The sequence below is a fragment of the Bacillus sp. OV166 genome (genome assembly GCF_900177675.1).
Classification (GTDB): Bacteria; Bacillota; Bacilli; order Bacillales; family Cytobacillaceae; genus Neobacillus.
Genome location: NZ_FXWM01000001.1, coordinates 5091285 through 5109279, shown reverse-complemented (window position 1 = coordinate 5109279; position 17995 = coordinate 5091285). Strand labels below are relative to the sequence as shown.

15 protein-coding genes, 1 other RNA gene and 1 other annotated feature are annotated in these 17995 nt (G+C 41.1%); of the genes, 12 read left to right on the top strand and 4 right to left on the bottom strand.

Annotated features, from left to right (window positions below; translation table 11 throughout):
* Positions 1-16: 16 nt before the first annotated feature.
* The 4 genes from CCK98_RS25175 (at position 17) to paaX (ending at position 4096) form a co-directional block, all read left to right on the top strand.
* A complete protein-coding gene (locus tag CCK98_RS25175) occupies positions 17-889 on the top strand; it encodes a 3-hydroxyacyl-CoA dehydrogenase (protein ID WP_088089098.1) in 873 nt (290 codons plus the stop codon).
* The gene (locus tag CCK98_RS25170; protein ID WP_088089097.1) at positions 886-2088 is read left to right on the top strand and encodes an acetyl-CoA C-acyltransferase; all 1203 of its coding nucleotides are present in this window, start codon (positions 886-888) and stop codon (positions 2086-2088) included. Before CCK98_RS25175 ends, CCK98_RS25170 begins: the two co-directional genes overlap by 4 nt.
* A gap of 258 nt (positions 2089-2346) precedes the next feature.
* Positions 2347-3123 carry an enoyl-CoA hydratase-related protein gene (locus CCK98_RS25160; RefSeq protein ID WP_088089095.1) on the top strand — a complete coding sequence of 259 codons (777 nt, stop codon included), beginning with the start codon at positions 2347-2349 and terminating at the stop codon, positions 3121-3123.
* An 82-nt stretch (positions 3124-3205) separates the two neighbouring features.
* Positions 3206-4096 carry a phenylacetic acid degradation operon negative regulatory protein PaaX gene (gene paaX, locus CCK98_RS25155; protein WP_088090541.1) on the top strand — a complete coding sequence of 297 codons (891 nt, stop codon included), beginning with the start codon at positions 3206-3208 and terminating at the stop codon, positions 4094-4096.
* A 400-nt stretch (positions 4097-4496) separates the two neighbouring features.
* Here paaX and CCK98_RS25150 read toward each other — a convergent pair whose 3' ends face one another.
* Entirely contained in the window at positions 4497-5009 is a 513-nt protein-coding gene (locus tag CCK98_RS25150) for a gamma carbonic anhydrase family protein (protein ID WP_088089094.1), read from the bottom strand.
* Between the two features lie 80 nt (positions 5010-5089).
* Here CCK98_RS25150 and CCK98_RS25145 point away from each other — a divergent pair, with 80 nt between their 5' ends.
* The gene (locus CCK98_RS25145) at positions 5090-6049 is read left to right on the top strand and encodes a nitronate monooxygenase family protein (RefSeq protein ID WP_088089093.1); all 960 of its coding nucleotides are present in this window, start codon (positions 5090-5092) and stop codon (positions 6047-6049) included.
* Positions 6050-6368: 319 nt separating this feature from the next.
* Here CCK98_RS25145 and CCK98_RS25140 read toward each other — a convergent pair whose 3' ends face one another.
* On the bottom strand, positions 6369-7895 hold the full coding sequence (locus CCK98_RS25140; RefSeq protein WP_256942457.1) for an N-acetylmuramoyl-L-alanine amidase: 1527 nt from the start codon (positions 7893-7895) through the stop codon (positions 6369-6371).
* A gap of 188 nt (positions 7896-8083) precedes the next feature.
* Here CCK98_RS25140 and CCK98_RS35625 point away from each other — a divergent pair, with 188 nt between their 5' ends.
* From CCK98_RS35625 to CCK98_RS25120, 5 genes are all read left to right on the top strand, one after another.
* Positions 8084-8260, top strand: a complete 177-nt coding sequence (locus tag CCK98_RS35625; protein WP_166253587.1) for a hypothetical protein — start codon at positions 8084-8086, stop codon at positions 8258-8260.
* A 61-nt stretch (positions 8261-8321) separates the two neighbouring features.
* Positions 8322-8563: a binding site (T-box leader), on the top strand.
* A gap of 197 nt (positions 8564-8760) precedes the next feature.
* Positions 8761-10032, top strand: a complete 1272-nt coding sequence (hisS, locus tag CCK98_RS25135; protein WP_088089091.1) for a histidine--tRNA ligase — start codon at positions 8761-8763, stop codon at positions 10030-10032.
* A gap of 13 nt (positions 10033-10045) precedes the next feature.
* Positions 10046-11815 (top strand): aspartate--tRNA ligase, encoded by a 1770-nt coding sequence (aspS, locus tag CCK98_RS25130; RefSeq protein WP_088089090.1) that lies wholly within the window; start codon positions 10046-10048, stop codon positions 11813-11815.
* A gap of 66 nt (positions 11816-11881) precedes the next feature.
* Positions 11882-12079, top strand: a non-coding RNA gene (ssrS, locus tag CCK98_RS25125) — 6S RNA.
* A 161-nt stretch (positions 12080-12240) separates the two neighbouring features.
* Positions 12241-13008 (top strand): ThiF family adenylyltransferase, encoded by a 768-nt coding sequence (locus CCK98_RS25120; RefSeq protein WP_088089089.1) that lies wholly within the window; start codon positions 12241-12243, stop codon positions 13006-13008.
* Between the two features lie 614 nt (positions 13009-13622).
* On the opposite strand, the gene CCK98_RS25115 is transcribed toward CCK98_RS25120, so the two are convergent.
* On the bottom strand, positions 13623-14534 hold the full coding sequence (locus tag CCK98_RS25115; protein ID WP_088089088.1) for a nuclease-related domain-containing protein: 912 nt from the start codon (positions 14532-14534) through the stop codon (positions 13623-13625).
* A 186-nt stretch (positions 14535-14720) separates the two neighbouring features.
* Between CCK98_RS25115 and CCK98_RS25110 the strand changes: the two genes are divergently transcribed.
* Together CCK98_RS25110 and CCK98_RS25105 are read left to right on the top strand one after the other, a co-directional pair.
* Complete coding sequence (locus CCK98_RS25110) at positions 14721-15650, top strand: ABC transporter ATP-binding protein (RefSeq protein ID WP_088089087.1); 930 nt, start codon at positions 14721-14723, stop codon at positions 15648-15650.
* Positions 15643-16587 (top strand): ABC transporter permease, encoded by a 945-nt coding sequence (locus CCK98_RS25105; RefSeq protein ID WP_088089086.1) that lies wholly within the window; start codon positions 15643-15645, stop codon positions 16585-16587. Before CCK98_RS25110 ends, CCK98_RS25105 begins: the two co-directional genes overlap by 8 nt.
* Before the next feature lie 61 nt (positions 16588-16648).
* Here the strand turns inward: CCK98_RS25105 and CCK98_RS25100 are convergent, their stop codons facing one another.
* A complete protein-coding gene (locus CCK98_RS25100) occupies positions 16649-17920 on the bottom strand; it encodes a replication-associated recombination protein A (protein ID WP_088089085.1) in 1272 nt (423 codons plus the stop codon).
* Positions 17921-17995 lie beyond the last annotated feature (75 nt).

Here is a 17995-nt window from a genome sequence, read left to right as displayed (position 1 = left end):
GGAAGGAGAAAGTTAGATGATTACAAACATAGTAGTCGTAGGCTCTGGAGTAATGGGCAGAGGGATCGCCTATGTAGGAGCGACCGGAGGATTTGACATAACATTAGTAGATGTGAATTCATCTGCATTAGACAGCGCGAAAAAAGAGATTGATATTATTTTTGAAAAAGGTGTACGTTACGGAAAAATCACTTCTGAAGAAGCGGATGCAGGAAAAAGTCGATTATTATATTCTTCCAATTTAAAAGAAGCTGCTATTAAAGCTGATTTAATTATAGAGGCCGTTCCAGAGCGTGCAGAAGTTAAAAAAGCTGTTTTTGAAACAATAGAAGAACATGCACAGGATCACTGCTATTTTGCTACTAATACTTCCACTATGAGCCCGACAGAAATTGGTTCTTATGGAAAGCGTCCTGAAAAAACGATTGCGATGCATTTCTTCAATCCTGTACAGAAAATGCCGCTAGTCGAAATTGTACGCGGCCTCGAAACGAGTGATGAAACAGCAGCAGTCATAAAACAGGTCGCTGAGAAGATGGGGAAAGAGACAGTGGTCATTAACGAATTTCCTGGTTTTGTAACAAGCCGGATTAGCTGCCTGGTTGGGAATGAAGCATTCTATATGCTTCAAGAAGGGTTAGGAACACCTGAAGAAATTGATAAAGCAATCAAGCTAGGATTGAATTATCCGATGGGCCCATTTGAGCTGGGGGATTTAGTAGGACTAGATGCCCGTTTAAATAATTTAAAATATTTACATGAAAAACTTGGTGAAAAATACCGTCCAGCGCCACTTCTTGAACAGTATGTAAAAGCGGGAAGGCTGGGCCGCAAGTCTGGTAAAGGTGTGTACGACTATACAAAAATTGAAGAGCTGGTGGGAAAATGAGGGACGTTGTCATTGTTGATGCGGTAAGAACACCTATCGGGAAGTATAAAGGAGCATTAAAAAGTGTACGTCCAGATGATCTCGGAGCAATTGTCATTAAAGCGCTGATAGAGCGGAATCCAGGGCTGCCGCCGGAACAAATTGAAGATGTCATCTTCGGAAATGCGAATCAGGCAGGAGAGGATAACCGAGATGTAGCGAGAATGTCCGCACTTTTAGCTGGTCTTCCAGTGAACGTTGGTGGAACTACTATTAATCGTTTGTGCGGATCAGGACTTGATGCGGTTATGTATGCTGCACGATCTATAGCTGTAGGGGAAGGCGATATTTACATCGCAGGGGGAACGGAAAGTATGACAAGAGCACCATATGTCATGGCAAAACCTGAGAGTGACTTCCCTCGGGGATCGATGGAGCTTCAAGATACAACGATTGGATGGCGATTTACGAATAAAAAGCTAGAAGAGATGTATGGAGCAGATTCCATGCCTCAGACAGCTGAAAATGTGGCGCAACGCTGCTCAATTTCACGGGAAGATCAGGATCAGTTTGCACTTCAAAGCCAGCAGCGGGCAAAAAAAGCAATGGAATCCAATCGTTTTGCGGAAGAAATTGTACCCGTTCGTTTTCATGATCGGAAAGGAAACGAGGTTGTCTTCGATCAAGACGAGCATCCACGTCCAGATACAACGATTGAAAAACTTGCTAAACTGCGTCCGATTTTTGAAGGTGGCACAGTAACAGCTGGTAATGCATCTGGAGTAAATGACGGTGCATCCGCTTTGTTATTAATGAGTGCGGATAAAGCAAAAGAACTTGGTTTGAAGTCACTTGCAAAATATGTGGTTGGAGCGGTTGCCGGTCTTGAGCCTGCGGTTATGGGCCTTGGTCCAATTTATGCAACGAAAAAAGCGCTTGATCGGGCAAACTTATCGGTAAACGATATCGGTCTTGTAGAACTAAATGAAGCTTTTGCCTCACAGTCGCTGGAATGCATACGCCAGCTTGAGTTTGATCAGGAAAAGGTCAATGTAAACGGCGGTGCTATTGCGTTTGGACATCCACTTGGTGCAAGCGGAGCCCGTATTTTGACGACGCTTTTATATGAAATGAAAAAACAAAATGTTCAATATGGACTGGCGACAATGTGTGTAGGAGTCGGTCAGGGGATAGCGGCGATTATTGAAAATATAGACTAGGATCTAAAATGGGCTGTCTCGAATTTGTGGGATGGCCTCTATTTTAAAAAAGGCTGTGTTAAAGCTCAATGTTGATTTTGCAAACTATGTTGATTGGAGCGGAAGGCACGAGACTCCTGCGGGAAAAGAAGGTCTTGGGAGACCCCACAGGCGCAAAAGCGCCGAGGAGACACCCGGACCGCCCGCGGAAAGTGAGGTGCCTGTATCGGAAATCAATAGGCAAATTTAGCACAGCCTTAAAAAAGAGAGGGAACGGCCATGGGAAACGTATTATATGAAGTGAAAGGTCATATCGGATATGTAACAGTAAACCGACCGGACGTATTGAATTGTTTTAACTATGATACACTTCGTGAACTGCAGGAGGCTGTTGATTCCATTCATGTAAATCCTGAGGTACGCGTTGTTATTTTTACAGGAGCCGGCCAAAAAGCATTCAGTGCCGGTGCTGATTTGAAAGAAAGAAAAACCTTAAATGAGTCAGAGGTAAGAAGAAATGTGAAAGCGATTCGTGATTTGTTTAATAGTATTGCCAGCTTGCCGCAGCCGACAATCGCAGCGGTTAATGGTTACGCGCTGGGCGGAGGATTTGAGTGGCTACTGTCGTGTGACTTTGCGATTGCGGCACAAGGTGTATCCATGGGGTTGACCGAAACGAGCTGGGCAATCATTCCTGGTGCAGGCGGAACACAGCGCCTTCCACGACTGATTGGTGAAATGAAGGGCAAAGAATTAATTTTAACGGCGAAAAAAATCTCAGCTGAGGAGGCGCTCGACCTTGGTATTGTATTAAAAGTGGTGCCGCATGATGTGCTTTCTGAAGAGTGTAAACAATTTGCGGCAAACATGATGAAAAATGGGCCTGTCGCATTAAAACAGGCGAAATATGCGATTACTCAGGGAATGAACGCAGATTTACAGACGGGGCTTGCAATTGAAGCGAAAGCGTATGAACTGACGATTCCAACAGAAGACCGAATCGAGGCGCTCGATGCATTTAGTGAGCGGAGAATACCTCAATTTTCAGGGAGATGATATTGACGTTTGTGATATAATAGAAAAAAACGTCTCGTTCAAAATTTGTAAGGGGCAGGGAAAAAGAAAGAGTGAAGAGTTTATGGGTGCAAACACACAATCGATGATTTTCACCATTTATGGAGATTATTTACGTCACTATGGAAATAAAATTTGGATTGGCAGCTTGGTTCGTTTATTGAAAGAGTTTGGGCATAATGAACAGGGCGTTCGTGTCGCTGTTTCCCGAATGGTGAAGCAAGGGTGGATTCAGTCAGAAAAGCAGGGAAACAAAAGTTTTTACTTTTTGACTGAACGAGGTGTATCCCGGATGGATGAGGCCGCCAACCGAATTTTTAAGCTGAACCCGCATGAATGGGACGGAAAATGGCGTATTTTAATGTATTCGATTCCGGAAGAAAAACGACAGATTCGTGATGAGCTTCGACAGGAACTATTGTGGAGTGGATTTGGCAGTTTCTCTAATGCCTGCTGGATTTCACCGAATAACCTTGAAAAAGAAGTGAATCTTTTAATCGAAAAGTATGATATTAGTGAATACGTTGATTTCTTCGTCTCGGACTATAAAGGGCCAAAAGATAGTCAATCCCTTGTGGAAAAAAGCTGGCCGCTTGAGGAAATCGAGAATAAGTATGAGGAGTTTATCTCAAAGTACAGTAAGCAATTCATTGTACATCAAAGTGTGCTAAGCAATGGAGAAATGTCCGACTCAGAGTGCTTTGTGGAGAGAACAAATCTTGTTCATGAATACAGAAAATTTCTGTTCATTGATCCAGGTCTGCCAAAGGAACTTTTACCGCCAATGTGGAGTGGTAATCATGCGGCACTGCTGTTTAGTCAGTATTATCAACTTTTAGCGGAATCAGCTAGCAGTTTTTTTGAAAATGTCTTTGAAGCGGATAATGATTTGCGCAGAAAGGATCATTCCTATGACGCGAAAAATCATCCGTTAATTATTCATTCAAAAAAATAAAAGCTGCCCCAAAAGTCTTTAATGGAAGACTTTCGAGGCAGCTTTTTTTGTTTTGTAGGAAATTATAAAAAAATTTTAATGTGGATAATTAGAATGGTTATCTGAATCCAGCTCCAGCTCCAGCGCCCAGCGACTAGTGTACTTCGCCCTCCGCCATACGATATGTCAACATCGAATCTTGCGCAGCTCCGTGTTGTCTAGCTTAGCGCCAAGGGGCTCGGGTCATAAGCCAATCCTTCAAGAAGGTTAAAGAACAACCTTCTCGCCGGCTCGTCTTATGCCTGTTGCCCCTGAGCAAGGCGCTTCCGCTTTCCTTTTTCATTGATCTCAGTTGGAGTGCTCCAGTCCATACGTCGCTTAACGGGCGCTTGCGCCTTTTGTTCTTAAAATCTTAAATTATCTATTTAAGGATCTCTTTAAATTCCCGTCCTTTTTGTACATATGAATCAGTAGAGAGGCGAATAAGTTCTAGGTCTTTATCGGTTAATTCCCTGACGACTTTTCCCGGTGATCCAACGACAAGTGAGCGTGGCGGTATCTTTTTGCCCGCGGCAATCAGTGTATTCGCACCAATAATGCATTCTTCGCCGATTTCTACGTTGTCTAATATGGTAGAGCCCATACCGATAATTGAACGTTTACCCACTTTGCAGCCGTGCAGAATAACGTTGTGCCCGACTGTAACCTCGTCTTCAATGATAACAGGACATCCTTCGAATAAATGAATGGTAGAGTTATCTTGAATACTGCACCTTGCGCCAATAATAATCGAATCCTCATCCCCTCGTAACACAGCATTAAACCAGATGGAAGATTCTTCTTTAATCGTAATATCGCCAATTAAGTGAGCACCAGGTGCCACGAAAACTGTTTTATGAATGGAAGGGGTTATGCCATTGAATGGGATGATCATTTCTTTCGCTCCTTTTAAAAAATCAGAATTGTTTTTCTATTGATTATAGTATAACATGAAATTAATAGGGGGTTGAAAAAATGAAATATATTTGCGAACTTTTTTCTATTCAATATCCAATCATTCAGGGGGGAATGGGGAATATAAGCAATGCTCAGCTTACGGCTGCTGTATCTGAAGCTGGAGGTCTTGGTACGATAGGATGTGGAACGATGACCCTTGAGCAGGTCGAAGCCATTATTCTTGAAACCAAAGATAAAACGAATAACAGTTTTGCATTGAATATACCAATTAATGTTAGTCCTTATACAAAAGAAATGATTCAACTTGTGTTTAAGCATGAAATACCAATTGTTTCATTATCGGCTGGCAATCCTGCTCCTTTTATTCCACTCCTGCATGAAAAAGGCATAAAAGTAATTGCGGTTGTCGCGTCGGTCAAACAAGCTCAAAAGGCAGAGGCTGCAGGGGCAGATGTATTGGTGGCAGAAGGGTTTGAAGCAGCCGGTATTAATTCAAGTATGGAATTAACCACATTTACGCTCATTCCACAAATAAGCCGCCATGTCACAATCCCGGTCGTGGCAGCGGGTGGAATTGGAAATGGTCAAGGTCTGGCAGCGGCTTTGATGCTCGGAGCAGCTGGCGTACAGTTAGGTACTCGCTTGATAGCAACGAAAGAAGCACCATTTCATTCAACCTATAAACAAAGGCTTCTTGATGCAGGGGATAACGAAACCGTTATTTTAGGCCGGTCAGTCGGACAAGTAAGACGCGTTTTAAAAGCACCATATGCTGATAGCATTATCGAATCGGAACGAAGTGGAGTGGCTTCAGAACAATACCTCGAAATGACATCAGAGGACCATCACATTGCTGGTGCGATCCAGGGAGATGCTGAGAATGGTTTCATGAATAGCGGGCAGGTGGCCGGACTCATTGAACATATTCCAACCGTGAAAGAACTGCTCGACGGCATGATGAATGATGCTAAAAAACAAATGGAAGATCGATTAAGCAGCTTTACTGTGATGTTATAATTACATAATAATTGTTTTACGAACCTGGATAATGGAGTCTATAGGCGATCCAAATTATGGGTGGAGCAGTCTCGGTAGCCCACAACAAAACAAGCACACGTTATTGTCGTGTGCTTGTTTGTATTTCTTATACTATTTTTTGCAGTTTAAAGTAACGAATAGCAAAGGGTGCCTTACATTGATTTGGAATTAAAAGTGTCATTAATCATCCGCATCTTCATCATAGTCTTTGTCGTCTTTCTTATCTTTTCGCTCCTTGGAGTACCTATAATTTTGGCGTTTGCTAGATCGAGGAATTTGTATAAACCTTCCAAGGCCCTTATTCATTCTCTTTAAAATATCTGGCTAATCCATTAAACAAACCAGAAGCGGCATTTTCTTGGAATCCACTGGATTTTATCGTCATTTCTTCTTCCGGGTTACTTAAATAGCCAAGTTCTATTAAAACGGCTTTTTGACTATTCTCACGGATCACATGGAAATCGCCAAAACGCACTCCACGGTTTTTCAATTTTGTTTGTCCAATAGTTGATGTGAAAATGGATTCAGCCAGGGCTTTTTGATAGGAATGATAATAAAAGCCAGTCATTCCACGAACACTGCGATCTAAATTACTATCGTAATGAAGGCTGATAAAAGCATCCGCCTTGTAATTACGTGCCATATTCACTCGAGCAGCGAGTTGTAAGTATGAATCATTTTTCCTCGTTACGTAGACATTGGCTCCTGCGGCTTTTAATTTATTAGATAAAAGCTGGGATGTCCTAAGTGTAAGCTCTTTTTCAAATGTTCCGCTGCCTCCAGTAGCCCCTTTATCCACTCCGCCATGTCCTGGGTCCAGAACAATGGTTTTATTTTTAAGATATAATTCGGCTCCTGGCTTTTCAATCTGTTGTTTCGAACCGTTAATGGAAACAAGCCAGCCAGCAACATACCCTGTTTTTCCGTTCTTCAGCTTAATCTCATACCAGTCATTAATTACCCTTTTAACGGGATAATTACTGCCCTTATTTGCACGCTCGAGGACACCTGATTGCACATTTGGTTCTTTTCGGATATTTGTCCCGTTATGTATTATCGTAATGATACTTTCCTTCACAGCTTGTCCAGATTGGGATTTCACTGTTTTTTTATCAAGATACCATCCGGTAACCCATCCGAAACTACCAGTCTTGTATTCTATTTTTGCCCAGTTATTCTTCTCTTCTACTATCTTATAACTTAAACCATTGGTTACAGTCCCAATGAGGTTTGAATTTAATGAGGCCGCTGAGCGAACACTAAGACTATTCGCTGTTACGGTTCCGGTGACGGCACTGGTAGTCATTTCGTTTTGAGTCGTGCCATTTTGAGCAATTGATGTTTGACTGTCAATAAACTCAGAACTGACCCATCCCCTTAAATTAGAAAAGCCAACCTCTAACCAATTATTTTGTTTAGAATAAATGGTTACGCTTGTCCCACCTGTTAATTTCCCAATAACGGGACTCGATGTGGAGGGTTCACGTCTTATGTTTAATGTATCACCATTGACGATACCTGTATTATTTTTCGTAGCAGTACTTTCTGGTTTACTTTCTTGTTGGAAATCGTTATCTTTTGTGACTAGCCAATTAACTAACCAGCCAGTTTTTCCAAATGATAATTGAATTTGAATCCAATCACCTTGCTCCTTTACAATCTGATACTTCTCGCCCCGATTGGCTATTTTTACAAGGGGATAACTCAAGCCTGGGCCGCCGCGGACATTGACTAAATCGGTGGAAATAGTAACGGAACCTGTCGCTGCTACACTTTTCCCTTGAGGCAGGAAGGCTCCAAAAATAAGAATTATAGATAATAGCAATAAACTATACTTCTTGACTATAACCCCCTCCTTTTCTATTAATTCAATTTTAACGTATTAAAAGCTGAAAATCATTCCTAAATTGCTAATATTGTCCAATAAATTGAGAAATACTTATTGATTATGCAAGTTTTTCACGAATGGTGGAAATAATATCAGTATTGAAGAAAGGGCAGAGGTGATTAAGAATGAGAGCGAGTGAAAAAGGAATGAACATCCAGTCAATGGATGGACGACTTTTCGGAGTTGATTTTCATGATTTTATTCAAAAGGAACAGCATACTACCTCGTTTGAACTGGCATCAGAATTTGGATTAACGATCGGTGATGTCAGAAAGTTAAAAAAACATTTAGAAAGATCATAAAACACTATTGACATTACCATCGATGCTCCGTAATATTAGTAAAATAAAATGACATATTGCGACATAACCAATGATGGAGCATAGTAATTAAGCACAGTCATGAAAAGAGAGGAAATGCCCTAGGCTGAAAGCATTTCTACATGGAACTTAATGAAGGAACACTCCGTAGGCTTCTCTCTGAAAAAGGATCAACTTTAGTAGGAGAAGAACGTAGCAGGCGTTAACTGTTAAAGAGGAAGTGCATGAAATCTATGCCTTCAACTAGGGTGGCACCGCGGGATTATTATAACTCTCGTCCCTTGTATTCGTACAAGGGATGGGAGTTTTTTGTTGTTTAAAAGAAAAGCGGAATCGTCCGTTTAGCGAGGTCCAATAGCCGCTGGACGCTCTTTTAGAAAAGCTAACGCTTTTCTTTCGTGCGAGGTATCGCTTTCGAAGCTTTCTATAATGGAGCTAGACACTATACTTACAGAACTGATTAAATGAGGAGGTTTTCCACTATGTCAATAAGCATTCCACGGGGAACGCAAGACATTTTACCCGGAGAGGTTGAAAAGTGGCAGCTGATTGAAGCAAAAGCGAGAGAACTTTGTGAGAAATATCAATACAAGGAGATTCGCACCCCAATTTTTGAACATACCGATCTTTTTTCAAGAGGCGTTGGCGATAGCACCGATATTGTTCAAAAGGAAATGTACACATTTGAAGACAGGGGCAAAAGGAGTCTCACACTTAGACCAGAAGGAACTGCTGCGGTAGTTCGCTCCTATGTCGAGAAAAAAATGTTTGGGCTGCCTAATCAGCCTGTAAAGCTTTATTATATGGGGCCAATGTTCAGATATGAACGCCCACAAGCAGGACGGTTTCGCCAGTTTGTTCAGTTTGGAATTGAAGCCTTAGGCAGTAATGACCCTGCTATCGATGCAGAAGTCATTTCGCTCGCGATGAACTTGTATAAAGAAATGGGCTTAAAAAAGCTGAAGCTGATTATTAATAGTTTGGGTGATAAGGAAAGTCGGAACGCCCACCGCGATGCGTTAGTCAATCACTTTAAACCAAGAATTGGCGAGTTTTGTCAGGATTGTCAAAATCGTCTTGAAAAAAATCCGCTCCGTATTCTGGATTGTAAAGTGGACCGTGAGCATGAATTAATGAAAACAGCGCCATCGATTCTTGAGTTTCTGAATGATTTTTCAAAGAATTATTTCGAAAAATTACAGCGCTATTTAACCCAGCTTGATATTCCCTTTGAAGTGGATGCCAACTTAGTGCGCGGGTTGGATTATTATAACCACACCGCATTCGAAATTATGAGTAATGCGGAAGGCTTTGGGGCAATTACCACGCTTTGTGGAGGCGGTCGTTATAACGGGCTAGCTGAAGAAATTGGCGGTCCTGAAACGCCTGGAATAGGATTTGCCTTAAGTATCGAACGTTTTATTGCTGCTCTTAATGCAGAAGGAATCGAGTTGGAGATTAACGAAAGCATTGATTGCTATCTGGCTGCACTAGGGGAAGAAGCAAAGGATTACACGGTCGGACTGTTGCAGCAGCTGCGCAGGGCGGGCTTTTCAGCAGAAAGAGATTATTTAAATCGAAAAATTAAAGCTCAATTTAAAGCAGCCGATCGTCTAAAAGCAAAATATGTGGCGGTTCTTGGCGATGAGGAGCTTAAAAATAATAAAATTAATGTGAAAAATATGGCGACTGGTGAGCAAGTAGAAATCGATTTAGCAACTTTTATTAAACAATTCCAAGAGTTGCAGGAATAAGGGAGGATATTTTATGTTTGGCAGATCATATTTTTGTGGGGAAGTACCTGAATCAGCAGTTGGTGAAAAAGTAACCTTGAAAGGCTGGGTCCAAAAAAGACGCGACCTTGGCGGATTAATTTTTATCGACCTTCGCGACCGTTCAGGTGTTGTTCAAGTAGTTTTTAATCCAGATTTATCTAAAGAAGCGTTGCAAATTGCTGAAAAGATCCGTAACGAATTTGTTTTAGATATTGTGGGAACTGTGGTAGCCCGCGATGAGGCAACCTTCAATGAGAATTTGAAAACAGGTAAAATTGAAGTACAAGCGGAAAAAGTAACGATCATTAATGAAGCGAAAACACCGCCATTCATGATTTCTGACAAAACCGATGCTTCAGAGGACGTTCGGTTAAAATACCGTTACCTAGATTTCCGCCGTCCAGTGATTTTTGAAACCTTAAAAATGCGTCACCAAGTAACAAAGCAAATCAGGGATTTCCTAGACGGCGAAGGCTTTTTAGATATTGAGACACCCATTTTGACAAAAAGTACACCTGAGGGTGCACGTGATTATTTAGTGCCAAGCCGTGTTCATCCGGGTGAATTCTATGCGTTACCACAATCACCACAACTTTTTAAACAGTTACTTATGGTAGGTGGAATTGAACGCTATTATCAAATTGCGCGCTGTTTCCGCGATGAGGACTTACGTGCTGACCGTCAGCCTGAATTCACACAAATCGATATCGAAACCAGCTTTTTAAGCCAAGAAGATATCATGGGTATGATGGAAAAAATGATGACGAAGTTAATGAAAGAAGTAAAAGGAGTAGACGTACCTGCTGCCTTCCCACGCATGACTTACGACGAAGCAATGAGCCGGTTTGGATCGGATAAACCTGATACTCGTTTTGGACTAGAGCTTGTCGATCTTTCAGAAATCGTCAAGGACTCAGGCTTTAAAGTATTTGCTTCGGCAGTGGCAAATGGCGGGCAAGTTAAAGCGATCAATGTAAAAAGTGCAGCTGAGAAATACTCACGTAAAGACATTGATGCCTTAACAGACTTCGTTGCTGTGTATGGCGCAAAGGGGCCTGCTTGGCTTAAAGTGGACGCAGAAGGACTTAAGGGTCCGATTGCAAAATTCTTCTCAGAGGAAGACGCAAAAGCACTTACGAGTACGCTTGAAGCTTCAGCAGGGGATTTGCTTCTGTTTGTTGCTGATAAGAAGAAGGTTGTCGCCGATGCTTTAGGTGCACTTCGACAAAAGCTAGCTAGAGATTTAGATTTAATTGATCCAAGTTTGTTCAATTTCTTATGGGTAACAGACTGGCCGCTTCTTGAGTATGATGAAGAGGATGGTCGTTATTACGCTGCCCATCATCCGTTTACGATGCCGTTTAGGGAAGATCTAGAGTATTTAGATTCAGATCCATCTAAAGTACGTGCCCAGGCTTATGACATTGTCTTAAATGGTTATGAACTAGGCGGAGGGTCACTCCGGATTTTTGAACGTGATATCCAAGAAAAGATGTTCAGCGTACTTGGGTTTACACCTGAAGAAGCAAAGGAACAATTTGGTTTCTTGTTAAATGCGTTTGAATATGGAACCCCTCCACACGGTGGTATCGCGCTCGGTCTTGATAGATTAGTCATGCTGCTTGCTGGCAGTACGAATTTAAGGGACACGATTGCTTTTCCAAAAACCGCAAGTGCAAGCTGCTTGTTAACGAACGCACCTGGTGAAGTTTCTGAGGCGCAATTAAAGGAATTAAATTTGTCACTAAATGTAAAAAAATAGCAGGAAATCGCTTTCATGAATCCTTGAATACCGATTTTTAATATGTTATTATAAAAGCATCAAAGAAGAGTCCTGAAATGTACGTTGCGTTGCCTGAAGTTTTGACCGAACATTATTTATACGGGAGTCTAGAGTTTCCTGATTGCGTAAATGCCTCACCCTTATACGGGTAAGGGGACTTACAATTTCGGGAACAGGACACCCACCTGCTGAGTGCGGGATCAAAACTAAGGAATTAAGAGTGACGGCATAATTGGGACTCTTTTCTATTTGCTTAAAATCAACCTCCTGAACGTTGCGGGAGGTTTTATTTTGCTTTCCAACTTTATTATTCCTATCAAGATACTTGTTTTTAATGGAGTGTATGATATATTTTTAATCGGGAAAAAGAAACTTAACGAATTTAATAAATTGGAGTGAACATAATGCTGCATCAATTTTCACGTAATGAACTTGCCATCGGCAAAGAAGGCCTTGATATTATGAAAAATAGCACGGTTGCTGTTTTAGGTATCGGCGGGGTAGGTTCATTTGCTGCTGAAGCTCTGGCTCGTTCTGGCGTTGGCCGGTTAATTTTAATAGATAAAGACGATGTTGATATTACCAACATCAACCGACAGCTGATTGCTTTGCTTTCCACTGTTGGTCGACCTAAAGTAGAGATTATGGAAGAGCGGATCAAAGATATCAATCCAGATTGTGAAGTCATTTCATTAAAAATGTTTTATACAGAAGAGACGTATGAACAGATTTTTAGCCATAATTTGGATTTTGTCGTCGATGCTTCTGACACGATTATCTATAAGATTCATTTAATGAAGGAATGCTTGAAGAGAAATATCCCAATTATTTCAAGTATGGGAGCAGCCAATAAAATGGACCCAACCCGTTTTAAGATTGCTGATATTTCGAAAACTCATACGGATCCAATCGCAAAAGTCATCCGCACGAAGCTGCGCAAGGAAAGAATCCATAAAGGGATTCCGGTTGTTTTTTCCGATGAAAGTCCGATAGTTATTCGTGAGGATATTAAAAAAGAAGTCGGCAATGAAAATGCACCTATCCGCAAAGCACAGATGCCTCCAGCATCCAATGCCTTTGTTCCATCTGCGGCAGGTCTGATCATGGCAAGCTATGTGGTAAGACAATTATTGAGCAGCATAAAAATCCAACGAGTATCTGATGAGAAATAAGAATGGTAGTGGGGCCCTAAACTTTTATTCGTTTAGGGTTATTTTTTTACATAGTAAGGTTCTAGGCTTACTTAAACTTGGAATAAAGGGATGGGAGGGTAACGTAGGAGGGTTCTACGTTATCGGAACTGTGAAAAGAAGGATGGGAGGGTAACGTAGGAGGGTTCTACGTGACCGAAACAGTTCAAAGAAGGATGGGAGGGTAACGTAGGAGGGGTCTACGTGACCGAAACCGTTCAAAGAAGGATGGGAGGGTAACGTAGGAAGGCTCTACGTGCCCAGAACCGTTCAAAAAATGATGAGAGGGTAACGTAGGAGGGGTCTACGTGACCTGAACCGTTCAAAGAAGGATGAAAGGGTAACGTTGGGGGGTTCTACGTGACCGGAACCGTGAAAAGAAGGGATGGAAGGGTAACGTAGGAAGGGTCTACGTGGCCGAAACCGTTAATAGAATGATGGGATGGCAACATCTTATGTTTTATGTGACTGTGAATATGAAGAGCAAAAGAAAATGGTCACTTTGGATAATCCACTAAGTGACCAAACTTATTAATAAAAGAAGGAAAGGGTATTTATGATAAATGTTTTTCTCAATTTAAGATACAATCCACGATTCATTCAAAATAGAACCATCGACCATACCCTATTGCTTTATAATTTTCCATTAGTACCCTTCTAATCATCTTTTTAGACTTTACTACCTGACACCATTCATAAACCAAAACAGTGGTAATTTTTATATCTGGGAAAAGGAACTTTAGTTCCACGACACTACGTAGTACTGCTGATTCAACCGGTTCCAAATACCCACATTTTTTACACACAACAATAATATTATCCTCACCAGAAATCATCAATGAGTCGCACCTTTTACAAGCCATACCTTTCTTAAGTTTTCGACATTCATAAGTAGGTAATCGGGTTGGATAGGGTGACTCGTTCGAATGTAAAGATATTAATCGGTCCGCTAACCTTTTGTGTCTGTCATTTAGTTTTGACGGTGTCCCATCAAACTTTTTCATAAAACAATCAATCTGAGTTGGATAAATAATCGGCTGGTTAAGAGGCGCTTGATATAAGGTAAACTCGGGGTTGATAAAAATGACGGTTGGTTCAACGGGTATATTATAGCCAAGATTTTGAAGCAACTGGAGGAGTAATAATTTACTGCGTCTTATCTGGTCTAATGGATTAGTTATATCGGGCCCGGATATTTTATGGAACCCTTCAGTGTCGTAATAATAATCTCCGGAGAAGTTTTTTACCTCAAATGGATAAATCCTATCTTGAGCTATGATTAAAGTATCAATTTGAAACACAGTGTCGTTAACCTCAAGGCACAAGTCGTTTATTACTAACATATCACCTTGAAGCTTTTCGGTTAACAGATCAAACATCAATTCACCTTGGTAGCTTTTTTCAAGCTTAAAAAAGTACTTCTTTTCTGTTGGTGATAAATTACTTCGTATGTTTAAAGATCTCATAATTTTTAATTCCTTCGACTCACAACGAGACTTTAATGCCATAGTCCACTTCCTCTCATTTTAATAGAACATAATCTTATTTTACAAAAAAGAGGGTAGGTTTAGGGGAAAGTATAAGAATATTTTGTTAAAATTTGCCGAAATCATTTTTGGTGATAACCTTATTATGAGGTAAATACTTCTGCAATAAGATAAACTATGTGAGGATACATTGAGAGGAGTGAGAGGTTGGAAAAAATCGTTGAGTTAAAAAATGTTACAAAAGTAATTAAAGGAAGAACCATAATAGATAATATTAGCTTTCAAGTAAACAAAGGCGAGGTATTTGGTTTCTTAGGTCCAAATGGAGCTGGGAAAACTACAACTATTCGAATGATAGTTGGTTTAATGAGTATGACATCAGGGGATATCAGTGTTGGCGGTTCAAGTATTAAAAGTGATTTTGAAGACGCGGTGCGTCATATTGGTGCGATTGTTGAAAATCCGGAAATGTATAAATTTCTAACTGGCTATCAAAACCTGGTCCACTATGCAAGAATGTCAAAAGGAATTTCCAAGGAGAAGATTGCCGAAACAGTAGAACTCGTGGGATTAACTGACCGCATAAATGACAAGGTAAAAACCTACTCCCTGGGTATGAGACAAAGATTAGGGTTAGCACAGTGTCTATTGCATGATCCACAGGTGTTAATCCTTGATGAACCAACCAACGGTTTAGACCCTGCTGGAATAAGGGAAATTCGTGACTATGTCCGTCTCCTGGCACGTGAAAAAAACCTAGCCGTGATCGTTTCAAGTCATTTGCTTTCAGAAATGGAAATGATGTGTGACCGGATTGGGATTATTCAAAATGGGCGCTTGATCGATGTGCAGCTTGTCCATGAACTAGTCCACGGTGAAACTGAAATGACCTATGAAATGGAAGTAGTCCCTAGCGAAAAGGCGTTGGCACTTTTGGAGACCCACTATCCCAATGTTCGAGCTAACCGTTCAAGGAATGGTATAACTGTGGAACTTCCAAAAGAAGAAATTCCGAATCTAGTGAAAACATTTGTTTCAGAGGATATTCAAGTTTTTGCGATCAAAGAAGTAGCGAAGACGTTAGAAGATCGCTTCCTTGAACTGACAACCGAAAAGGGGGCGCCAAGTCGTGGTTAATTTAATTAAAAATGAATGGATGAAAATTTTTAGACGCCCTGGAACGTATGTGATGATTGCCATCCTGATAGTTATCATATCTATTTTTGGTATTTTTCATAAATACCAGGAACAGGATTTCAACCTCGATAAAAACTGGGAACAAACATTACAGCAGGAAAATGATGCACTAAAGAAGCAGATGAAGCAAAGCAATTCGAAGCTGGAGAAGCAGTTTTATAAGGAAGAAATTGCTATTAATGACTACCGAATAAAGCATCATATCCCCTTTAATGAAAAATATAATGTCTGGTCGTTTGTAAAAGATGCGTCACAACTCATAATCCTGGCAGGATTATTTACAATAATTATTTCGGCGGGGATTGTTGCGAGTGAATTCAATTGGGGAACCATCAAACTGTTATTAATCCGGCCGATAAATCGCAGCAAAATCTTAGCATCCAAATATCTTACCGTTTTATTGTTTGCATTGCTGATGTTGGCCATCCTGTTTGCTTTCTCTACTTTACTTGGTGCCATCCTGTTTGGAACGCCAGACCATCCTGTTCCGTATTTGAATTATGCCAATGGGCAGGTAACGGAGCAAAATATTATTGTTTATCTAATGATTTATTATGGGTTTAGATCGATTGACACGATAATGCTTGCGACGATGGCGTTTATGATTTCATCAGTTTTCCGGAACAGTTCTCTAGCAATTGGCTTATCATTATTTTTGTTATTCACAGGGGCTCAATTTACAGTATTGCTTTCGATAAAGTTTAGCTGGGCCAAATACATCTTGTTTGCCAACACCGATCTAATGCAATATGTGGACGGTACACCCATGATGGAAGGAATGTCAATGTCATTCTCAGTCATCATGCTCCTCATCTACTTTATAGCATTCCAATTATTAGCCTTTCTTGTCTTCAAAAAACGAGATGTGGCTGCCTAGAGAAAGAAAAGGGTGTCAGGCACCATGTGAATTTTTCACATGGTGCCTGACACCCTTATTATTATTTCTTCCTTGATAGTTTCTCATAGACAATTGCAAGTGCCTGCTCGAATTTTCCGGTTTTCTTTGGTTGGTAGTATTGTTTGTGTTTTAATTTGTTGGGTAAATATTGTTGCGGTACCCAACCGTTTTCATAGTCATGTGGGTATTTGTAGTCAATTCCTCTGCCAAGCTCTTTTGCCCCTTTATAATGGGCATCCTTTAGATGGTCAGGTACTTCGCCGACGATGCCTTTTTGAATATCTTCGAGTGCGGCCTGAATGGCTAAGACAGCCGAGTTAGATTTTGGTGATAAGCATAGTTCAATCACGGCATTTGCTAGTGGGATCCTTGCCTCTGGAAAACCAATTCTTTCGGCGGTTTCAATCGCCGCTAACGTGCGCGCGCCTGCTTGCGGGTTGGCTAGTCCGATATCTTCATAGGCGATGACAATCAATCGGCGACTGATACTCGGCAGGTCACCGGCTTCAATTAATCGGCCCAGATAATGAAGAGCAGCATTGACGTCGCTGCCCCGAATCGACTTTTGAAAGGCTGACAAGACATCATAGTGGCCATCCCCGTCTTTATCGGCAACAAGGCTTTTCTTTTGCAAACATTCTTCAGCGGTTACGACATCGATATGGATGATATCAGATTCATCCTTATCTGTTGAAAGGATTGCTAATTCTAGTGCGTTCAAAGAACTCCTTACATCACCATTCGAACCTTGTGCAAAATGCATTAACGCGGCATCCTCAATTTCAACCTTTAATTTACCAAAACCGCGTTCATCATCCTCCAGGGCGCGAATTAAGGCCAGCTTCACTTCATCCGGAGCTAGCGGCTTTAACTCAAAAATCTGACAGCGGCTCCGGATCGCAGGATTAATGGCATGGTAGGGATTACTTGTCGTAGCACCGATTAATACAATCATTCCATTTTCTAAATAAGGTAATAAAAAGTCTTGCTTTGCTTTATCTAAACGATGGACTTCGTCGAGGAGCAGAATAACTTTTCCTGACATTTTTGCTTCAGCAGCAACAATTTCCATATCTTTTTTATTATTCGTCACCGCGTTCAGTGTTCGAAAAGCGTACTTTGTGCTGCCGGCAATTGCACTGGCAATCGAAGTTTTGCCAATACCAGGAGGTCCATACAAGATCATCGAGGTCAGCTGTTTGGCCTTCACCATTCTTGAAATTATTTTTCCTGAACCTACCAGATGCTCCTGTCCGACAACTTCTTCAATCGTTCTAGGACGCATCCGAAAGGCTAAAGGCTTTTGCTGCATGTTACATCTCTCCAAAAAAAGGTTTTTCTAATTGTCATTTAGATTATGTTTAGCTTTACATTATCATTTTTCCTT

Coding starts and splice junctions, on each gene's coding strand:
- CCK98_RS25175 (WP_088089098.1), top strand. CDS start 17: ATGATTACAAACATAGTAGTCGTAGGCTCTGGAGTAATGGGCAGAGGG.
- CCK98_RS25170 (WP_088089097.1), top strand. CDS start 886: ATGAGGGACGTTGTCATTGTTGATGCGGTAAGAACACCTATCGGGAAG.
- CCK98_RS25160 (WP_088089095.1), top strand. CDS start 2,347: ATGGGAAACGTATTATATGAAGTGAAAGGTCATATCGGATATGTAACA.
- paaX (WP_088090541.1), top strand. CDS start 3,206: ATGGGTGCAAACACACAATCGATGATTTTCACCATTTATGGAGATTAT.
- CCK98_RS25150 (WP_088089094.1), bottom strand. CDS start 5,009: ATGATCATCCCATTCAATGGCATAACCCCTTCCATTCATAAAACAGTT.
- CCK98_RS25145 (WP_088089093.1), top strand. CDS start 5,090: ATGAAATATATTTGCGAACTTTTTTCTATTCAATATCCAATCATTCAG.
- CCK98_RS35625 (WP_166253587.1), top strand. CDS start 8,084: ATGAGAGCGAGTGAAAAAGGAATGAACATCCAGTCAATGGATGGACGA.
- hisS (WP_088089091.1), top strand. CDS start 8,761: ATGTCAATAAGCATTCCACGGGGAACGCAAGACATTTTACCCGGAGAG.
- aspS (WP_088089090.1), top strand. CDS start 10,046: ATGTTTGGCAGATCATATTTTTGTGGGGAAGTACCTGAATCAGCAGTT.
- CCK98_RS25120 (WP_088089089.1), top strand. CDS start 12,241: ATGCTGCATCAATTTTCACGTAATGAACTTGCCATCGGCAAAGAAGGC.
- CCK98_RS25115 (WP_088089088.1), bottom strand. CDS start 14,534: ATGGCATTAAAGTCTCGTTGTGAGTCGAAGGAATTAAAAATTATGAGA.
- CCK98_RS25100 (WP_088089085.1), bottom strand. CDS start 17,920: ATGCAGCAAAAGCCTTTAGCCTTTCGGATGCGTCCTAGAACGATTGAA.